This is a genomic window from Bosea sp. ANAM02 (assembly GCF_011764485.1).
Taxonomy (GTDB): Bacteria; Pseudomonadota; Alphaproteobacteria; order Rhizobiales; family Beijerinckiaceae; genus Allobosea.
Window position 1 is genome coordinate 1,055,586 of sequence record NZ_AP022848.1, and the last position, 18,698, is coordinate 1,074,283.

An 18,698-nucleotide genomic window follows, 5' to 3' on the forward strand; every position below is an offset into this window, starting at 1 on the left:
AGGGGGCATGCCGGAGGGCGTTTGGAGACGGCGCGTTGTCACGAAGTTCCGTCAGGCGCACGGGATTCTCCCATGATTCGGTGTGTTTCGGACGATGCAGATGGCTCGACGAGAGACGAGCCCTCGGCCCCTCGTCATTGACTTCCGGTCCTTTCCGGCGCCTACTCTTCTGCAGGCCGACTACCCCCGATCGGGCGGTTAGCGTTCTCAGTTTCCGCGCCGCGCGCGGATGATCGGCGTTCAGGTGAAACCCACGGTCGAGGCGTACACGGTTGCAATGCCGTGGTATGAGCGCGATGACTTCACCCAGCTCTGGGAGCTGGCTCACGACCGCGATCAGATGCCGTCCGACTACGAGGTCTGGCACCAGAATGCGGTGGCCGTGATGAATGTCTGGCTTGCGCGCGGGCGGGCGCTGGAGATCGTCACGATCAAGCCGGCTGAATTCCTGGCCTGGCTGCAGGAGAGCGGCCTGTCGAACACCGCGGAGACTCGCCGGAAATATGTCGAGTTTCGCGCCGGCGCGCATTGCCACGACGTCGCTTAGACCATCGCGCGTCAGACCGGAGGCGATGATCGATCGGATTGCTGTAGGGCGCTTGCCTTCGATGCTTTAGATCGTCCGCGTCCAGCGCAGGAAAGCGGATAGCCGCAGCAGGCTGTTGATGATCAGCGTATAGATCACGTGGGCGCCTCCATCTCACAGCTCACGATAAGCCGCGGCGCTTCCGTGTCGTTGATATGGCGCAAGCCGCTCCGATAAACTCCGGGGCGGGTCGCCCCGATGACGCCGGCATTCCGGACAGTCCAACGCGCGCCGATCGCAGAGAATTCCACCTTGCTCTGCAGTCAGGGCAGAACTTTCCGCTATTGTCCTCGCGAAGGTGAAGAGTACTTTCCGGCGTCGCAATGCTCGAAGGGATCGGCAGCGCAGGGCTCGACCCCCGCATGCCGGGGGTCGACGGCTGACATCGCGTGGCCGATCCTGCATCGGTCTCTGGTGATCGCCGTGCCGCCTCATCAGTCTGGCTGAGGCGCTCCTCTCATCCAGCCGCTATGTTGATCGTTAGTTCCGTCCGAGCGTCAATCCGGAGATACCCGTTGTCTCAACGTCGTTTCGTGCCCGCCGCCCTGTCGTTGATGCTGGCGACCGTGCCTGGCGCGGTGTGGCCGCAGGTGCCGGCCGATCTCATGGCCTGCGCCGACGAGCGCGTGAAGACGACGATGCTGCCACCCGCGCAACTGGCAGCAGCGGAAGCGGCCTGCAGCCGTGTGCTGGCGGGCGCCCCCTCGTCGGCGGGCCAGCAGAAGGCATCGTTCTATCGCGGATTGATGCGTTTCCTGCTGGTCGTGCAGAAGGGCATGGCGGCGAGCGGAAAGGCGGACGGTTCGGTCGCCTATGCGCCGCCGACGCTGGTGCAGGTCCAGCCGGCGCTCGTGGATGTGGAAACGGCGATCGGCCTGGACGGCCCGATGAAGGGCGATGCGCTGACGCTGCGCGCGACGATCAACCAGACGATCGGGCGCAGCTCGGAGGCACGGGCGGATGTCGCGGAAGCCATGCAAGCTGCGCCCGAGGATGCCACGCCCTTCGTGCAGCGCGCGCTGGAGCACGAGCGCAATGGCGACGTGAATGCCGCGATGATCGATCTCGACCGGGCCCTCGAGCTCGATCCGAAAGCGGGAACGGCTTTGTCGGCGCGCGGCGACCTGCTGCGGCGCCTCGGCTATCTGCAGCGGGCGCGGACCGATCTGGAGGGCGCGGCGGCGCTCGGGCCGCCGTTCCGTCGGCTGGCGCTGATGCGCAAATCCGAGCTCGAATTGCGCGCGGGCGATCTGCGCGCAGCCTATGATGACATCGTCGCGGCTTCGCACGAGACCGACGACATGCCGAAGGCGGATGCGGCCTTGGCCAGCGCCGATCTTTTCGTGCAGGCTGGGGCGCTCGCCCTCGACAAGCTGAAGGATGCCGAAACGGCCGAGAAGCTCTATCGCGAGGCCGAAAAGCTTGCGCCGAAGAACTGGTCGGCGGCGCTCGGCCTGGCGCGGGTCGCGGAGGTCAAGGGCGAGAAGGCGAAGGCTGAGGCGATCTACAAGCGCATCCTGGCGGCAACGCGCGCGACGCCCCGGCTGCTGGAGCGCATCCTCGCATCGTGGCGCCTCAAACAGCTCTCGCAGCCGGCCTTCCGCGGCACGGGGCCGTTCCGCAACGGTTTCGATTCCGGCGTCGCTCCGGCGAAACCCTCGCCGGACGGGCTGAAGCGCATCGCCTTCGTGATCGGATCGAGCGATTATTCCGAGCTTTCGAGCCTGCCCAATGCACGGCGCGACGCGGCGGTGATGGCGAATGCGCTCGCCGACATGGGCTTCGATGCGATCGAGATCGCCGAGAACGTCGCGAAGGCCGACCTGCGCCGAATTCCGGCTCTCATCGCCGAGCAGGCGGCGCAGGCCGATGTCGTGCTGGTGTTCTATGCCGGGCATGGCGTCGAGACCGGCGGGACCAATTATCTCGTGCCGACCGATGCGACGCTCGACAGCGACAAGGTTCTTCGCAGCGACGCGCTCGCGCTCGGCGATCTGACGGCCGCGGCTGCGAAGGCGCGGCGCGGCGCGCTCGTCATCGTCGATGCCTGTCGTGACGATCCCTTCGCGGAGGCGCAGGCGGTGGCGGCCTCGCGCGGGGCGGGCGGGCGACAACTAGCGGCCCTGCCGGCGCGCATTCATGGCGGGCTTGCGGCCGTGCCGCAGCCGGCGCCCAACAATGTCGTGCTGCACTCGACGCAGCCGGGCAAGACCGCCTCCGATGGCGACGGCCTGGACAGTCCGTTCGTGCGCGCCCTGCTGGAGACGCTGTCGTCGCCCGGCAAGACGCTGGACGCGGTCGTACAGGAGACGGCGACGCGCGTCTCCGAGAAGACCGAAGGACGGCAGGTGCCGGCGGCCTATGGCGCGGCACCGGCGGTCGCCCTGCTGCCGAAGAAGGCCGCGCGCTAGAGCACGCGCAGAACAGACTGCATCGCAGTCTGTTCGGACCACGCGTTCTCCATCAGTAAGTTAGAGACGGATTCACCGATCAGATTGATTCAACCTGATCGGTGAATCCGTTTCTAGCCTACTTTGTCTCAGCGACGGTCAGCGTCATCTGGCTGCGCCCGATGCGGCCTTCCTTGTCGGTCGCTTCGATGACGATGACATGCTTACCGGGCGGCACGATCACGGCCGGAGCCTCGATGCCCGACGCCGTGACGAAGGGCTTGAGGCGCGCGGTCAGGTCGACTTCAGGCTGGCGCCGATAGGTGATGCGCACGCTCTCGGGGTCGATCGCGACGCTGTTGCGCGGCTTGAACCTGACGGCCAGCCGGAAGGTTCCGCTCACTCCGATCGGCGGCGGCGAGACCGCATCGATGCCGGGGCCGCGCGTCAGGTTGCGCTCCTGCGCCGCGCCCGGATCGGCGGAGGGCAGGCGGGCTTCTTCGGCCGTGATGAGGCGCACGGGCTCGGCGGCCAGTGCCAGGGACCCGCCCAGGACGAGGGCGAGCGCGGAGAGGGTGATGGTTCGGTATCCCGGAAAACGGCGCATCGGCTTCCTTGTGGGGCTGGTGGCGTTCGTGGCGCGATGATCTCCGGGATGCTGTCGCTGCGTCAACCGACCTTGACGGCCCGGCCCCGGCTGGCTCGCGCATAACGAGCGGATAGCGTCGGGCGGTGTCCGCCGGGCTCGTCAGGCGATCGGCCGGGTCAATTCGCCATGGCGGGCGACGATCCTGCCGCGTTTGACGACGGTGCGGTCGGCTGGGCGCTCGACGATCGCCTCGCAGAGGGTCTCGCCGGGCAGGATCACAAGATCGGCGATGCAGCCGATATCGAGGCCGTAATTCTCGATGCCCATCACCTTGGCGCCCTGATAGGTGCAGGCGTCGAGCGCAAGTTCCATCTCCTCGTCGCGGCGGAAATTGTTGCGCAGTCCGATCAGCGTCGCGCGCTCCAGCATGTCGCCCATGCCGTAGGGATTCCAGCTGTCGCGCACGCCATCCGAGCCGCCGGCGATGACGACGCCGGCCTTGACGCAGGCCATGACCGAGGGGGCGGGCGAGGCGGCGGGTGCGGTCGTGACCAGTGCGATGCGTTCCCTGGCCAGGTCCTCCATCAGGCGGCGGACATGGTCGGCATCGGGCATGCCCAGGCAGAAGGCGTGGCTGATCGCGACCTTGCCCTGCATGCCGAGCGTGCGGGTGCGCTCGATGATGAGCTCCATCGAGAAGGCGCCGACCTCGCCGCGCTCATGCAGGTGGATGTCGAGCGGGCGGTCGTATTTGCCGGCAAGGCCGAAGATCGCGTCGAGATGGCCCTTGGGGTCGCGGTCGAGCGTGCAGGGATCGAGCCCGCCGACGACGTCGGCGCCCATCGCCATCGCCTGGTCGAGCAGTTCGAGCGTGCCGGGCCGGATCAACATGCCGGATTGCGCGAAGGCGACGATCTCGACATCGATCACGTCCCTGAGCCGCTCGCGCATGGCCATGACGCCTTCGATGCCGGCGAGGCCGACTTCCGTGTCGACGTCGACATGGCTGCGGATATGGGTGGTGCCGAGCCTGATCATCTGCGCCACGAGCCGGCCGGACTGGCGGTCGGCATCGATGCCGAATTCGCGGCGGTTGCGGCGTTCGGTCTCGATCTTGTCGATCAGGGCGGGACCGGCAGTGTGCCGGTGCCAGCCCATGCCCCAGAAGCTCTTGTCGAGATGGGTATGGGCCTCGACGAGGCCGGGGATCATCAGGCGGCCACCGGCATCGAAGACGGTCCCGGCGCCCGCGGTTGCGGTACCGATCGCCGCGATGCGCCCGTCGCGGACCAGCACGTCCGTTGCGGCGCCGCCGGCCGGTCGGACGTTCCGGATCAAGAGGGTTTCTGTCACGAGGCGTCTCCTTCTTTCTGACCGGTACGAGCCGGCTTCTCGATCTCGGTATCGCATCCGTCGCAAGCCAAGCCCAATCCGGGCATGCGGCAGCGGCGATCGGATATCCACCGGCATTCCGGGGAGTTGTCGAAGCCGCCGGGCATCGTGTAACCCCGCCGGAGGGGCCGATCGCGAAACTCCGGCCGCAAGACGGGAAAGACATGTCGGACGACGATTACATCTATGACGAGGCGACCGGGGAATGGCGCCCGGCCTCGGAGCTGAAGCAGGCGGCGGCAGACGCCGCCCCGGTGGTGCGCGATGCCGCCGGCAACGTGCTCGCTGATGGCGATTCCGTCGTGCTGGTCAAGGACCTCAAGGTGAAAGGCGCCAACCAGACCCTCAAGCAGGGCACGGTGATCCGCTCGATCCGCCTGACCGAGAATGTCGAGGAGATCGACTGCCGCCACGACACGATCAAAGGCCTCGTGCTGCGCACCGAATTCGTCCGCAAACGTTGAGCATTGCCGCGTCTACCAGAGGCGCGGCCCCTCCATCGTCGAGACATGGGCGGAGACGACCTTCCAGCCGAGTTCCGGAAAGCGCACCCAGCTCTGGCTCTGCCGGCCGATGACGTCGCGCCCGCGCACCTTGAACTCAAGATTGACAGTGGCGATGTCGCGGCCCAGCGTCAGGATCTCCAGCCGGATCCGCTTCTCCTTGATCCCCGGTCCCGGCGGGCGGGCGACACGATGGCCGTGGATCTCGTTGAAGCCGTAGCCGTTCTCGTGCAGGGCATAGCGGATCGTGTAGGGGCTGTTCCAGAACGAGGCGTCGAGGACGTCGACATCCTTGTCGATGAGCGCCTGCTCGTAAGCCTCGAACAGGGTGCTGATCTCGGCGACGATCTCGGGAAGGTTCGGGGTCAGGTCGGTCATGACGATGCGGACTCCATGGCCTCGGCGACGGCGATGAGGCTGGCGTCGCTGCCGCGCGCGCCGATGATGGACAGGCCGACAGGCGCGCCGTCGACGCGTGCGCCGGGCAGGTTGACTTGCGGATGGCCGGCGAGACCGCCCTGCGCGCAGAGGCAGGTGATGCGGTCGCGCATCGGCCTCAACACCGGCGTCGGCAATCCACGCAGGGGCGCGGGGAACGGCGTCGTCGGCAGGCACAGGATGGTGCCAGAAGGCAGCAGATAGCGCAGTCTTGCGCGGGCTTCCTCGCGCATCAGCGCGGCCCAGTTCTGCTCGGCGACCGGAACCTGCGAGCCGGCGATCAGGCCGGCCGCGACGGTGAAGGCCATGCGCGGGTTGTCCCGCTCGATCCAGGGGCGGAAGGTCTGCCAGGCCTCGACCGGCTGCAGGCTGCGCTGCGCCCGCGCCCAGACCGACAGGCCCTGCGGCGCCATGATCCCGTCGCGCGGCGTGGTGCCGAGAACGCGGGCGAGGCGTTCGACCATCGGCTGCAAGACGGCAGCGACTTCGGGGTCGGCGAAGCCGAAGGCATCGGTGGCGACGAGCAGCTTCGTCGGCAGCGGGCCGGGCGCCTCGCCGAACATCACCTCGCCGATGCGGGCGAAGGTCGCGGCGTCGCGGGTGAACCAGCCGGCCGTGTCCGAACTCGGCGCCTGCGGCATCAGCCCGGTCAGGTCAAGCCGGCCATGGGTCGGCCGAATGCTGTAGAGCCCGCAGAAGCTTCCGGGCACGCGCATCGAGCCGCCGGTATCGGTGCCGAGCGCGGTGTCGCAGAGCCCGGCTGCGACGGCGGCGGCCGAGCCGGAGGAGGAGCCGCCGGGCACGCGATCGGGCGCGGCGGTGTTCAGCGGCGTGCCGTCGAAGGCGTTCTCGCCGAGGATGCCGAGCGAGACCTCGTCGGTGATGGTCTTGCCGACGAGCTCGGCACCGGCATCGAGCAGGGTCTGCACGGCCCAGGCATGACGCTCCGGGATGGGGTTGGCCCTGGCCCAGTCATGGTTGCCGCCGCCGGTCGGCGCGCCCGCGATATCGAACAGGTCCTTCACCGCAAAAGTCAGGTCGGAGAGCGGGCCGTCCGGCCGGCCGGGAATGCGGATGCGGGGGCCGGGCACGAAGGCGTTGACGCGATCCTCCATCACGGCCTCGACGACGGCGTTTCGCCCAGGGAGGTCTGTCGGATCGGCATCGGCACGTCTTCTGGTCCTGTCAGCTATTCGACTCGCGGTCGCCGACCAGCCTAGCAGGTTTGCCGCCGGAGCAAACGGCATGGCGTGGGAGCACCTCGCCGACCTCGAAGAGCTGCGGCTTTGCTCTCAAGCCCGGGATGGCGCGCGCTTCGCGGCGGCCGACTTTGCCGCCTGTTCCTGCTGGTTCAGAAAGCCTTCTTGCGCCGCAGTCTCGACGGCCGCGGCATCATGCTCGCGCCGGATCCGTGCGATGGCCTCCGCCGCGCCCGCTCCGTTCTCGACGAGCAGCAGCGCTGCGATGGTGCCGGTGCGGCCGAGGCCGGCGCGGCAATGAATCGCCCAGCTCTCGCCTTCCCGAAGCCGGTCGGCCAGATCGAGCTTGCGCCAGCCCGCCATGAAAGCGGCATCGGGCACGCCATAATCGGGGATGGGGAGGTGGACCCATTCCAGGCCGGCAGCGTGGATGGCGGCGGCGAAGCCCTCCGGAAATTCCCTGGCCTCGACGAGGCTGAGCAGGCCGGTGGCACCCATGCGTCCGAGCCGGGCCAGATCCTCCGCCAGCGCTGCCCGCGCGGCGCTATCGTCGAGCACCTCCCCGCGTCGGCCGGGGCAGGGGCCAAGCAGCACTGCGCCGGCGAAACCGGGCAGGGCGAGACGGGACACGGAAGGTGCGGGGCTCTGCAAACAATCCTCCGGAATCGCGTGGGACCAGATATGATAACCGCCCAAGCGTCCTTGCGCGAAATGTATCCGGAACGGCCAAACGGATTTCAGGGCCGTCGGCGCTGGGACGGGCGAGCGTCCCAGCGCCGGCAATGTATTCCGTGTCGTCATAACAATGCGCCGCGAATGCATTAGCCAGCGGCGCTTCGGGCATGCCATCCTGCCGCTATCGAGGGAGCGTCAGGACGCTCCGGTGCGGCGGAGTCCGGCGTGGCAGACGATGACAGCGCCCTCTACGAGGCGGTCGAGCCCTATCAGTCCCTGCGCCTGCCGGTCGGCGACGGACATGAGCTCCATGTCGACCTCAGCGGCAATCCCCACGGCATTCCCGTCGTCTTCCTGCATGGCGGGCCGGGCGGCGGCACCAAGCCGGCCCAGCGCAAGACCTTCGACCCCTCCGCCTTCCGGATCGTGACCTTCGACCAGCGCGGGGCCGGGCGCTCCAGCCCCCTGGCGGAGCTCGCAGGCAATACCACGCAGGCGCTGATCGCCGATCTCGAACGCATCCGCGCGCATCTCGGCATCGAGCGCTGGCTGGTCACCGGCGGTTCCTGGGGGAGCTGCCTCGGCCTCGCCTATGGGCAGGCCCATCCGGAGCGCTGCCTCGGCTTCCGCCTGCACGGCATCTTCATGGCCGAGCGCGCCGAGATCGACTGGTGGTTCCACGGCTCGCGCACGATCTTCCCGGACCATTGGGAGACCTTCGCCGCTTTCGTGCCGGAAGCGGAGCGGGGCGATCTGCTCAGCGCCTATTATCGCCGCCTCACCGGGCCCGATCGTGAGCAGCAACTGGCGGCCGCGATCGCCTTGCGCACCTTCTCGGGGAAAACCCAGACCTTCCTGCCCGATGCCGAGCATGTCGCGGCCCTGACCGAGCCGGACGCCGCGCTCGCGCTCGCCCGCATCTTCACGCATTACTGCGTCAACGGCGCCTTCCTCCAGCCCGGCCAGTTGCTGCGCGACGTCTCGCGCATCCGGCATCTGCCGGCCGAGATCGTGCAGGGGCGCTACGATATCGTGACGCCGATGTGCACGGCCTGGCGCCTGAAGACGGCCTGGCCCGAAGCCCGCTTCACCATCGTCACCGAGGCCAACCACGCAGCGACGCCAAGCGCGCCGGCCCTGTCGCTGGCGCTGCGCGATGCGACCGACCGCCTGCGCGATTCGATGCCGGCCCTTGCGGCCTGAAGGAACGACCATGTACGAAGCCGCCAGCCAGATCCGCCTGGGCATCGAGCCCTATCTCGAAATCCGCAGCGCCAAGAGCCCGGCCGTCACGCCGGATGGCGAGCTGCTCGCCTATCTCAGCGACGAAAGCGGCACGCATCAGATCTGGCTGCGGCCGCTAGCCGGCGGGGCGCCCTGGCGCCTGACCGACATGCCGGAGCCGGTCGGTTCGATCGCCTTCAACCCGAAGAGCCGCGACCTGCTCTTCACGATGGATTGCGGCGGCGACGAGCGGCATCAGCTCTGGCTGGTGCCGGGCGCTTCCGGCGTGCCGCAGCCACTGACCGACGATCCGACCGTGGTGCATGTCTGGGGCTGCTGGGCGCCGGACGGGCAGCGCATCGCCTTCGCCTCGAACGCGCGCGACCGCGAGCATATGGACATCTATGTGATGGACATGGCGACGCGCGCGGCGCGGCGCGTCTTCGAGGGCAGCGGCTATCGCGAGGCGGTGGCCTTCTTCCCGGACGGCCGTTCGCTGCTGGTCGCCGACGCCACCCATGCGATGAACGACCAGGACCTGTTCCGGCTCGATCTCGCAAGCGGGGCGCGCGAGGCGCTGCTGCCGCATGAGGGCCGTGCCCGCTATGCCCAGAACCGGATGAAGAAGGACGGCAGCGGCTTCTTCACCATCACCGACCAGGGGCGCGAATTCCTCAGCGTCGCCTTCCGGTCGGCCAGCGACGGCACGCTGAACTGGATCGTCGAGCGCGACGGGCAGGATATCGAGGCGGTGGCGCTGGCGCCGGACCAGAGCCGCCTCGCCTATGTCGCGAATGACCGTGGCTGGAACCGCATCTTCGTGCGCGAGATCGCCGGCGGGGCCGAGTTCGAGGTCGAGGGATTTCCGGCAGGGTCGGTCGGATCGGTCGCCTGGCTGCCGGACGGTTCGGGGCTGGTCTTCCCGCTCGACGGCTCGACCTCGTCGCCGGACATCTGGCGCTTCGATATCGCGACGAAGCAGGTTAAGCGCCTGACGGATGCCTCGAAGGCCGGGCTCGATCAATCCACCTTCGTCGAGCCGACGGTCGCGAGCACCAAGAGCTTCGACGGGCTGGAGGTGCCGTTCTTCGTCTACCGGCCGCGCGGCAAGGCGCCGGAAGGCGGCCACCCGGCCGTCGTCGTCGTACATGGCGGGCCGGAGGCGCAGTGGACCCCGATCTTCCGGGCCGACCTGCAGTTCTTCCTGAGCCAGGGCATCATGGTGATCGCGCCCAACGTGCGCGGCTCGACCGGCTATGGCCGCAGCTACCACCATCTCGACGACAAGCATCTGCGCATGGACAGCGTCGCCGACCTCAAGGCGGTCAGGCTGTGGCTGCGTGAGCAATCCGACGTGAACGACGAGCGCGTCGCGGTTTATGGCCGCTCCTATGGCGGCTTCATGGTGCTGGCGGCGCTGACCGAGCAGCCCGAGCTGTGGAAGGTCGGGATCGAGTTCTACGGCATCGCCAATTTCCTGACGCTGCTGGAGACGACCGGGCCATGGCGGCGCTACCTGCGCGCGGTGGAATATGGCGATCCCGTTACCGATCGCGAGAACCTGATCCGCTTCTCGCCGATCCACAAGCTCGACCAGATCCGCGTGCCGCTCTTCATCGCGCAGGGCTTCGACGATCCTCGCGTGCCGCCGGGCGAGAGCGAGATGGTCTATTCGGTGCTGCGCGGCCTCGGCCGCCCGGTCGAGTATGTGCGCATCCCGCATGAGGGCCATGGCTTCGCCCGGATCGAGAACCGGCGCACCGTCTTCGGCGGCGTGGCCCGATTCCTGCGAGAGCATCTTTGAGCGCCCCCGGCATCTGAAAGGACGCAAGCCATGCAGAACTCCGAGATCATCTGGGAGCTGGTCGATGCCAAGCGGCAGCCTTTCGAGGCGCTGAGCGACCGCGTCTGGGGCATGCCCGAGATCGCCTATACCGAGTACCGCTCGGTCGGCGAGCATATCGCGATGCTGAAGGAGCAGGGCTTCCGCATCACCGAGAATGTCGCGGGCATCCCGACGGCCGTGATGGGCGAGGCGGGCGAGGGCGGCCCGGTCATCGCCATCCTCGGCGAATACGACGCGCTGCCGGGTCTCAGCCAGGAGGCCAATATCGCCGAGCCGAAGCCGGTCGAGGCCGGCGGCCACGGCCATGGCTGCGGCCATAACATGCTGGGCTCGGCGGCGCTGCTGGCGGCGACCGCGGTGAAGGACTGGCTCGCCAGGACCGGCCGGCCGGGGCGCGTGCGCTATTTCGGCTGCCCGGCCGAAGAGGGTGGCGCGGCCAAGGCCTTCATGGTGCGGGCCGGCGCGTTCGACGATGTCGATGTCGCGATCTCCTGGCATCCGGCCTCGATGACCAAGGTCGACGACGCCCTGTCGCTGGCCAATACCCGCATGGATTTCCAGTTCACCGGCCGCGCCTCGCATGCGGCGGCTGCGCCGCATCTCGGCCGCTCGGCGCTCGATGCGGTGGAATTGATGAATGTCGGCGTCAACTACATGCGCGAGCATGCGCCGTCCGACGCCCGCATCCATTATGCTTATCTCGATACCGGCGGCATCGCTCCCAATGTCGTGCAGGCCTCGGCCAAGGTGCGCTACGCCATCCGGGCGCGCGACCTCGCCGGCATGCTGGAGCTCAACGAGCGCGTGAAGAAGATCGCCGAGGGCGCGGCCTTGATGACCGAGACCACGGTCTCGATCTCGATCATGAGCGCGGTCTCCAACATGCTCGGCAACACGCCGCTGGAAGACGCCATGTTCAGGAATATCGACCGGCTCGGCCCGGTGCCGTTCGACGAGGCAGACAAGGCCTATGCGGCCAAGATCCAGGCGACGCTCGGCCCGGCAGACATCCTCAACGACTACCGCAAGACCGGCATCGCGCCGCGCGAGAATACGCCGCTCTGCGATTTCGTCGTGCCGCAAGGCACGCGCGGCGTGCCGATGATCGGCTCGACCGATGTCGCCGACGTGAGCTGGAAGGTGCCGACCATCCAGGCCAGGGTCGCAACCCATGCGATCGGAACGCCCGGCCATTCCTGGCAGATCACGGCACAGGGCAAGGCGCCCGCCGCGCATAAGGGCATGGTCCATGCCGCCAAGATCATGGCGGCGACGGCGGTGGACGCGATCAGCGACGAGACGCTGCTGGCGCGCGCCAAGAAGGACCATCAGGAGCGGACGACGCGGACGCCGTATGTCTGCCCGATCCCGCCCGATGTGAAGCCGCCGATCAAGCCGCGGCCCGAGGCTGCCTGAACGAATTCGCCCGGAGAAACCTGCAAGGTTGCTCCGGGCGGCCGACATGTTTTCAATCAAACAACAACCAAAGAGCGGGACAGAGATCATGGCCAACCGAAATCAAGAGACCAAGCGACGCATTCCGGGACGCAAGCTCCTGTCGGCGGCAGCCGCCGCCGCGCTCTGCGCGGGAGCGGGCGCCGCCATCGCGGCCACGCCGAAGAACGCGCTGGTGATGGCCTGGAACATCGACGCGATCAGCACCTTCGATCCCGCCCAGGTCGGCGAGGTCGTCACCAACGAGATCCTGCAGAACACCTGCGACACGCTGGTCGATTTCGACCCGGCCGACGAGCGCAAGGTCGTGCCGAGCTTCGCCTCGCGCTGGGACGTGTCGCCGGATCGCAAGGAGATCACCTTCCACCTGCAGAAGGGCGCGAAGTTCCCCTCCGGCAACCCGGTGACGGCCGAGGATGTCGCCTGGTCGATGCACCGGGTCGTCAAGCTCAATTTCGGCAATGCCGCGACGCTGACCGAGTACGGCTTCACCAAGGACAATGTCGAGAAGAACATCGTCGCCGGTCCCGACACGCTCACCTTCAAGCTGGACAAGCCCTATCCGACGACGCTGGTGCTGCAGGCGATCGCCGCCAACCGCGTCTCCATGGTGATGGACAAGAAGACCCTGCTGGCGAACGAGCAGGGCGGCGATCTCGGCAACAAGTATCTCGCGACCCGCACGGCCTGCGTCGGCCCCTACAAGCTGACGCGCTGGAATGCCGGCGAGTCGATCGTGCTGGAGGCCAACGACAATTACTGGGGCAAGGCGCCGGCGCTGAAGCGCGTTCTGATCCGCCATGTCGCCGAGCCCGGCACACAGCGCCTCCTGCTCAGCCAGGGTGATGTCGACGTGGCGCGCGACCTGACCCCGGAAGACCTGCGTGACCTCGAGAGCTCGAAGGATATCGCGATCGAGAAGGTCCTGCGCCCGCAGCTCTTCTACTGGGGCTTCAACGTCGCGGACGGTCCGTTCGCCAAGGAGAAGGTGCGCCTCGCGATGCGCTACCTGATCGACTACGAGGGCCTGGGCAAGACGGTCATGACCCATCTCGGCGTGCCGCGCGCCAGCTTCGCCCAACTCGGTGCCGTCGGGGCGCTGGACGAGAAGGAAGGGCAGCCCTTCAAGCTCGATCTCGACAAGGCCAAGCAGCTCCTGACGGAGGCCGGCTATCCCAACGGCTTCGAGGCGAGCGTGCTGTTCGGCACGTTGCCGCACGCCAACCCGATCGCCCAGAGCGTCCAGCAGAACGCCGCCAAGGTCGGCGTCAAGCTCTCGCTGGAGCGCATGGCCAATGCCCAGCTCTTCAGCAAGGTGCGCGGGCGCGAGTACCAGTCGGCGATGCTCGCCTGGCAGACCGGCGTTCCGGACGCCCATGGCAACGCCTCGCGTCTCGTCTTCAACCCCGACAACCGGCTGGAAGCCAAGCAGACGCAATATCCGAGCTGGCGTGCCGCCTTTCAGGACCTCGAGCTGAACAAGCAGATCGATGCGGCCCTGCTGGAGCCCGACGCCGCCAAGCGCGACGCGCTCTATGCCACGATCCAGAAGGAAGTGATGGCCAAGGGTCCGATGGCCTTCATGTTCCAGATGAACAGCGTCGCCGGCGTGCGCAAGGACCTGAAGTCGTGGACGTGGAACGGCTTCCGGACCTATTACGAGCGCGCCGCCAAGTAAGGCCGCCGCGATGTCCCGAACCGCGACCGCGGCGCCGGGCCTGAGCAGCGATCCGGGACGGGCTATCCTCCCGTCCTGGGTCAAGGCCTCCGGCCGGACCCTCGCCTCCTTCGCCGTCACCCTCCTCGGGCTGGCGGCGTTGACCTTCTTCATCGGCCGCCTGCTGCCGCTCGATCCCGTCGTCGCCGTGCTCGGCGACAACGTGACCCAGGAAGCCTATCAGGCGATGTACAAGCAGCTCGGTCTCGACCAGCCGCTCTATGTCCAGTTCGGCCGCTATATCTGGGGCGTGCTGCATCTCGATTTCGGGATGGCGCTGACCACCGGCAAGCCGGTGATGGGGGATATCGCCCGCGTCTTCCCGGCGACGATCGAGCTCGCAAGCGTGGCGATCGTGATCGGCACCAGCCTCGGCATTCCGTTCGGCGTGCTCTCGGCGATGTATCGCGGATCCCTGCTCGACCAGGTCGTGCGGATCGTCGGGCTGATCGGCTATTCCGCGCCGAATTTCTGGCTCGGCCTGATGGGGCTGGTGCTGTTCTACGCCACTTTGGGCTGGGTCGGCGGGCCCGGCCGCATCGACTTCACCTACGAGTTCGACCTCGAACCCGTCACCGGCTTCCTGCTGATCGACAGCCTGCTCGCCGGCAACTGGGAGATGTTCGCCAATGCCGTGTCGCACATCATCCTGCCGGCCTCGATCCTGGCCTTCAGCTCGCTCGCCTATATCAGCCGGATGACCCGCAGCTTCATGATGGAGCAGCTCGGGCAGGAATATGTGGTGACGGCGCGCGTGAAGGGCCTGTCCTGGGCGCGCACCGTCTGGGGCCATGCCTTCCGCAACATCGCCGTGCAGGTGCTGACCGTGGTCGCGCTGTCCTATGCCTTCCTGCTCGAAGGTGCGGTGTTGACCGAGACCGTCTTCGCCTGGCCGGGCTTCGGCCGCTACCTGACCAATGCGCTGCTCGCCGGCGACATGAACGCGGTCGTCGGCTGCACGCTTTTGGTCGGCGTCATCTTCGTCACGCTCAACCTGTTGTGCGATCTGCTCTACCGGGTCTTCGACCCACGGACCCGCTGAGACATGGCCACGGCACCACAACCCATCGACCAGGCCGGCGGGCGGGGCTTCCGGGCCTGGCTCGCGGCGCCCGTTCCGTCCTCGCCCTTCCAGGCGCGGATGCAGCAATTGTCGCTGAAATGGTGGCGGCTCAGGGGCAACCCTGCCGCCATGCTCGGCCTCGCCATCATCGTCGTGATCGTCGTGGCGGCGCTGTTCGCCCCCTTGATCGCGACGCATGACATCTACGCGCAGGATCTGACGAACCGGCTGCAACGGCCTTCGGCTGCGCATTGGTTCGGCACCGACGAGCTCGGCCGCGACATCTTCAGCCGGCTGGTCTTCGGCGCGCGGATCACGCTCTACATCGCCATGCTGACGGCTGTGATCGCAGCGCCGCTTGGGCTGATCGTCGGCACCACCTCCGGCTATCTCGGCGGCTGGGTCGATACCGTGCTGATGCGCATCGTCGACATCTTCCTGGCCTTCCCGAGCCTGGTGCTGGCGCTCGCCTTCGTCGCGGCGCTGGGGCCCAGCATCGATCATGCGATCATCGCGATCGCGCTTGCCGCCTGGCCGCCGATCGCGCGGCTGGCGCGGGCCGAGACGCTGTCGATCCGCAAGTCCGACTATATCGCGGCGGTCCGCCTGCAGGGCGCGTCGCCGCTCAGGATCATCCTCGGCCATGTCGTGCCGATGTGCATTCCCTCCGTCGTGGTGCGCATCACGCTGAGCATGGCGTCGATCATCCTGACGGCGGCCGGCCTCGGCTTCCTGGGTCTCGGCGCGCAGCCGCCGAGCCCGGAATGGGGCGCGATGCTGGCGTCGGGCCGCGAGTTCATCCTGACCAATGGCTGGATCGCCGGCATTCCCGGCCTCGCCATCCTGATCACCAGCCTGGCCTTCAACCTGTTCGGCGACGGCCTGCGCGACATCCTGGACCCTCGCCATGGATAAGCCGCTGCTCGAGGTCGAGGACCTCTCCGTCACCTTCAAGGGCGCGCATCGCACGGTGCAGGCGGTGCGCGGCATCTCCTTCAGCGTCGGCCGCGAAAAGGTCGGTATCGTCGGCGAATCCGGCTCCGGCAAGTCGCTGACCGGGCGCACGATCCTGAAGCTGACACCGAAGGCGGCGACGATTGAAGCCAAGAAGCTGTCCTTCGACGGGATCGACCTGCTCGCCGCCAGCGAACGCCAGATGCGGACCATCCGGGGCAACCGCATCTCGATGATCCTGCAGGACCCCAAGTTCTCGCTCAATCCGCTGATGCGGGTCGGCGAGCAGATCACCGAGGCCTATCGCCTGCACCACAAGGTCGGCGGCAAGGAGGCGGAAGTGAAAGCGCTCGCCATGCTGGAGGCGGTGAAGATCCGCGACCCCGCCCGCGTCTTCAGGCTCTATCCGCACGAAGTCTCCGGGGGCATGGGTCAGCGCATCATGATCGCGATGATGCTGATCCCGGAGCCGGACCTGATCATCGCGGACGAGCCGACCTCGGCGCTCGACGTCACCATCCGGCGGCAGGTGTTGAGCATTCTGGACGAGCTGGTGACGCGGCGCGGCGCCGGGCTGATCTTCATCAGCCACGACCTCAATCTCGTGGCGGATTTCTGCGACCGCGTGCTGGTGATGTATGCCGGGCGGATCATGGAGGACATCCCGGCGCGCGAATTGCGCAATGCGCGTCATCCCTATACCCGCGCCTTGCTCGACAGCCTGCCGCGGCTCGACCGGCCGGCCGACATGCTACAGGTGCCGAGCCGCGATCCGTCCTGGCTGGACGGGCCGACCTTGCAGAGCGGGAGCCGGGCATGAATGCGAGCGATCCGGCCATGGCCGCGAACCGTCCGGCGGCCCTCACGGTCGACCATCTTTCTGTCGTCTTCGGCCGCGGAGCCTCGGCGCTGAAGGCGGTGGACGACGTATCCTTCACGCTTCTTCACGGCGAGGCCTTCGGCCTGATCGGTGAGTCCGGCTGCGGCAAGTCGACCGTGCTGCGCGCGCTCGCGGGCTTGAACAGCGAGTATGGTGGCAGGGTCGCCTTCCATGACCGTGAGGTGCCGCACAAGCGCGACAAGGCGTTCTTCCGCCGCGTGCAGATGGTGTTCCAGGACCCCTATGCTTCGCTGCACCCGCGCAAGATGGTGCAGAACGTGCTGGCCGAGCCGCTGAAGATCCACGGCTTCGACCGGACGCAGGAGCGCATCGACGAGATCCTCACCGCCGTCGGTCTCGGGCCCTCCTTCCGCTACCGCTTTCCGCACGAGCTCTCGGGCGGGCAGCGCCAGCGCGTCGCGATCGCGCGTGCGCTCATCATCGAGCCGGAACTGCTGCTGCTGGACGAGCCGACCTCGGCGCTCGACGTCTCCGTGCAGGCGGAAATCCTCAACCTGCTGAAGCAGCTCAGGCGCGACCGCGACCTGACCTATCTGATGGTCAGCCACGATCTCGCGGTCGTGACGCATCTGTGCGAGCGGGTCGCGATGATGAGCGAGGGCCGCATCCTCGAGGAGATGAGCGCGACGGACGTCCGGGCCGGCCGCGCGCGGGAGCCCTATACGCGCGAATTTCTCGAGGCGAGCGTGGGCTATCGCCCGATCGCGTGAGCGGACGGGCTGCGGAGAACCAGATGATGGATGAGGCAGGGATCATGGGCGCAGCCCCGGGGGCGGAGCATTGGCCGGCGCATGGCTGGGAGAGCGTCGCGCCGGAGGCGGCCGGTTGGTCGCGCGAGGGGCTCGACCGCGCCTGGCGCTATGCCGATACGATCTCGACCGCGACGCTGATGATCGTGCAGGGCGGGCGCGTGGTGGCGAGCCGCGGCGATCTCGCCCATCGCTATCAGTGCCATTCCGTCCGCAAGAGCTTCCTCAGCGCGCTCATTGGCATCCATGAGGAGGAGGGCCGGATCGACCTGTCGCGGACGCTCGCCGATCTCGGCATCGACGACAAGGAAGGCCTGAGTGAGCGCGAGAAGGCGGCGACGATCTACGATTTGCTGACGGCGCGCTCGGGCATCTTCCACCCGGCGGGCTATGAATCGCTCTGGATGAAGTCGATCAAGCCGCCGCGCCATTCGCAGCCGCCCGGTGCCTTCTGGCTGTACAACAACTGGGATTTCAACGCGCTGGGGACGATCTTCACGGCGCTGACGGGGGCCGGCATCCATGACGATTTCCTGGCGCGGATCGGCCGCCCGCTCGGTCTGGAGGATTTCCGCCTCGACGACGAGCGCCGCGACGGCTGGCTGCAACCGGACGATTGCTCGTTTCATCCCGCCTATCCGTTCCGGATGTCGACGCGCGATCTCGCCCGCTTCGGCCTGATGTTCCTGCGGCAGGGCCGCTGGCAGAACGAGCAGGTCGTGCCGGCCAACTGGGTCGCGACCAGCGTGCTGCCGCTCTCCGATGCCGGGCCGCGCGGCGGCTACGGTTATATGTGGTGGACCGAGCGCTCCGGTGCGGGCTTTCCCGGCGTCGTGCTGCCGGCCGGCAGCTACAGCGCGCAGGGCGTGGGCGGGCAGTATTGCCTCGTCATCCCCTCGCTCGACCTGGTGATCGTCCACCGCGTCGACACCGACATCAAGGGCATGGAGGTGAACCGCTTCGCTTTCGGCCGCCTGCTGCGCCTCGTTCTCGAAGCGCGCAAGCCGGGCTGAGGAT

Annotated in this window: 17 protein-coding genes; 12 read left to right on the forward strand and 5 right to left on the reverse strand. The window is 67.6% G+C overall.

Translation table 11 applies throughout. The features are described from left to right. The first annotated feature begins 229 nt into the window (after positions 1-229). On the forward strand, positions 230-547 hold the full coding sequence (locus OCUBac02_RS05120) for a hypothetical protein (RefSeq protein ID WP_173043906.1): 318 nt from the start codon (positions 230-232) through the stop codon (positions 545-547). A gap of 554 nt (positions 548-1,101) precedes the next feature. Continuing rightward, complete coding sequence (locus tag OCUBac02_RS05125; protein WP_173043908.1) at positions 1,102-2,997, forward strand: caspase family protein; 1,896 nt, start codon at positions 1,102-1,104, stop codon at positions 2,995-2,997. Between the two features lie 118 nt (positions 2,998-3,115). Here OCUBac02_RS05125 and OCUBac02_RS05130 read toward each other — a convergent pair whose 3' ends face one another. Both OCUBac02_RS05130 and OCUBac02_RS05135 read right to left on the reverse strand, forming a co-directional pair. Continuing rightward, positions 3,116-3,583 (reverse strand): hypothetical protein, encoded by a 468-nt coding sequence (locus OCUBac02_RS05130; protein ID WP_173043910.1) that lies wholly within the window; start codon positions 3,581-3,583, stop codon positions 3,116-3,118. Between the two features lie 141 nt (positions 3,584-3,724). After that, positions 3,725-4,918 (reverse strand): amidohydrolase family protein, encoded by a 1,194-nt coding sequence (locus OCUBac02_RS05135; protein WP_244639104.1) that lies wholly within the window; start codon positions 4,916-4,918, stop codon positions 3,725-3,727. Positions 4,919-5,121: 203 nt separating this feature from the next. On the opposite strand from OCUBac02_RS05135, the gene OCUBac02_RS05140 reads away from it, so the two are divergent. Next, a complete protein-coding gene (locus tag OCUBac02_RS05140; protein WP_173043914.1) occupies positions 5,122-5,421 on the forward strand; it encodes an alkylphosphonate utilization protein in 300 nt (99 codons plus the stop codon). Between the two features lie 12 nt (positions 5,422-5,433). Here OCUBac02_RS05140 and OCUBac02_RS05145 read toward each other — a convergent pair whose 3' ends face one another. The 3 genes from OCUBac02_RS05145 to OCUBac02_RS05155 all read right to left on the reverse strand — a co-directional run bounded on the left by OCUBac02_RS05145 (position 5,434) and on the right by OCUBac02_RS05155 (position 7,727). After that, a complete protein-coding gene (locus tag OCUBac02_RS05145; RefSeq protein ID WP_047579479.1) occupies positions 5,434-5,838 on the reverse strand; it encodes an AtzH-like domain-containing protein in 405 nt (134 codons plus the stop codon). Next, positions 5,835-7,013: an amidase gene (locus tag OCUBac02_RS05150; RefSeq protein ID WP_173043916.1), complete on the reverse strand. Its 1,179-nt coding sequence runs from the start codon at positions 7,011-7,013 to the stop codon at positions 5,835-5,837. Before OCUBac02_RS05150 ends, OCUBac02_RS05145 begins: the two co-directional genes overlap by 4 nt. A 177-nt stretch (positions 7,014-7,190) precedes the next feature. Further along, the gene (locus OCUBac02_RS05155; RefSeq protein WP_173043918.1) at positions 7,191-7,727 is read right to left on the reverse strand and encodes a phosphatase domain-containing protein; all 537 of its coding nucleotides are present in this window, start codon (positions 7,725-7,727) and stop codon (positions 7,191-7,193) included. Positions 7,728-7,997: 270 nt separating this feature from the next. Between OCUBac02_RS05155 and pip the strand changes: the two genes are divergently transcribed. The 9 genes from pip (at position 7,998) to OCUBac02_RS05200 (ending at position 18,694) form a co-directional block, all read left to right on the forward strand. After that, a complete protein-coding gene (gene pip / locus OCUBac02_RS05160) occupies positions 7,998-8,975 on the forward strand; it encodes a prolyl aminopeptidase (protein WP_173043920.1) in 978 nt (325 codons plus the stop codon). A gap of 10 nt (positions 8,976-8,985) precedes the next feature. Continuing rightward, positions 8,986-10,800, forward strand: a complete 1,815-nt coding sequence (locus OCUBac02_RS05165; protein WP_173043922.1) for a S9 family peptidase — start codon at positions 8,986-8,988, stop codon at positions 10,798-10,800. Between the two features lie 30 nt (positions 10,801-10,830). Beyond that, a complete protein-coding gene (locus OCUBac02_RS05170; RefSeq protein WP_047579472.1) occupies positions 10,831-12,258 on the forward strand; it encodes a M20 family metallopeptidase in 1,428 nt (475 codons plus the stop codon). 88 nt (positions 12,259-12,346) lie between these two features. Further along, positions 12,347-13,975 carry an ABC transporter substrate-binding protein gene (locus OCUBac02_RS05175; protein WP_173043924.1) on the forward strand — a complete coding sequence of 543 codons (1,629 nt, stop codon included), beginning with the start codon at positions 12,347-12,349 and terminating at the stop codon, positions 13,973-13,975. 10 nt (positions 13,976-13,985) lie between these two features. Beyond that, entirely contained in the window at positions 13,986-15,056 is a 1,071-nt protein-coding gene (locus OCUBac02_RS05180) for an ABC transporter permease (RefSeq protein WP_173043926.1), read from the forward strand. A gap of 3 nt (positions 15,057-15,059) precedes the next feature. Beyond that, complete coding sequence (locus OCUBac02_RS05185; RefSeq protein WP_173043928.1) at positions 15,060-15,992, forward strand: ABC transporter permease; 933 nt, start codon at positions 15,060-15,062, stop codon at positions 15,990-15,992. Continuing rightward, the gene (locus tag OCUBac02_RS05190) at positions 15,985-16,851 is read left to right on the forward strand and encodes an ABC transporter ATP-binding protein (protein ID WP_173043930.1); all 867 of its coding nucleotides are present in this window, start codon (positions 15,985-15,987) and stop codon (positions 16,849-16,851) included. The genes OCUBac02_RS05185 and OCUBac02_RS05190 overlap by 8 nt, the downstream gene beginning before the upstream one ends. Further along, positions 16,848-17,642, forward strand: coding sequence for an ABC transporter ATP-binding protein (locus tag OCUBac02_RS05195; RefSeq protein ID WP_173043932.1), 795 nt, complete (start codon positions 16,848-16,850; stop codon positions 17,640-17,642). The genes OCUBac02_RS05190 and OCUBac02_RS05195 overlap by 4 nt, the downstream gene beginning before the upstream one ends. Positions 17,643-17,665: 23 nt before the next feature. Then, positions 17,666-18,694 carry a serine hydrolase domain-containing protein gene (locus OCUBac02_RS05200; RefSeq protein WP_244639105.1) on the forward strand — a complete coding sequence of 343 codons (1,029 nt, stop codon included), beginning with the start codon at positions 17,666-17,668 and terminating at the stop codon, positions 18,692-18,694. Positions 18,695-18,698: the final 4 nt, after the last annotated feature.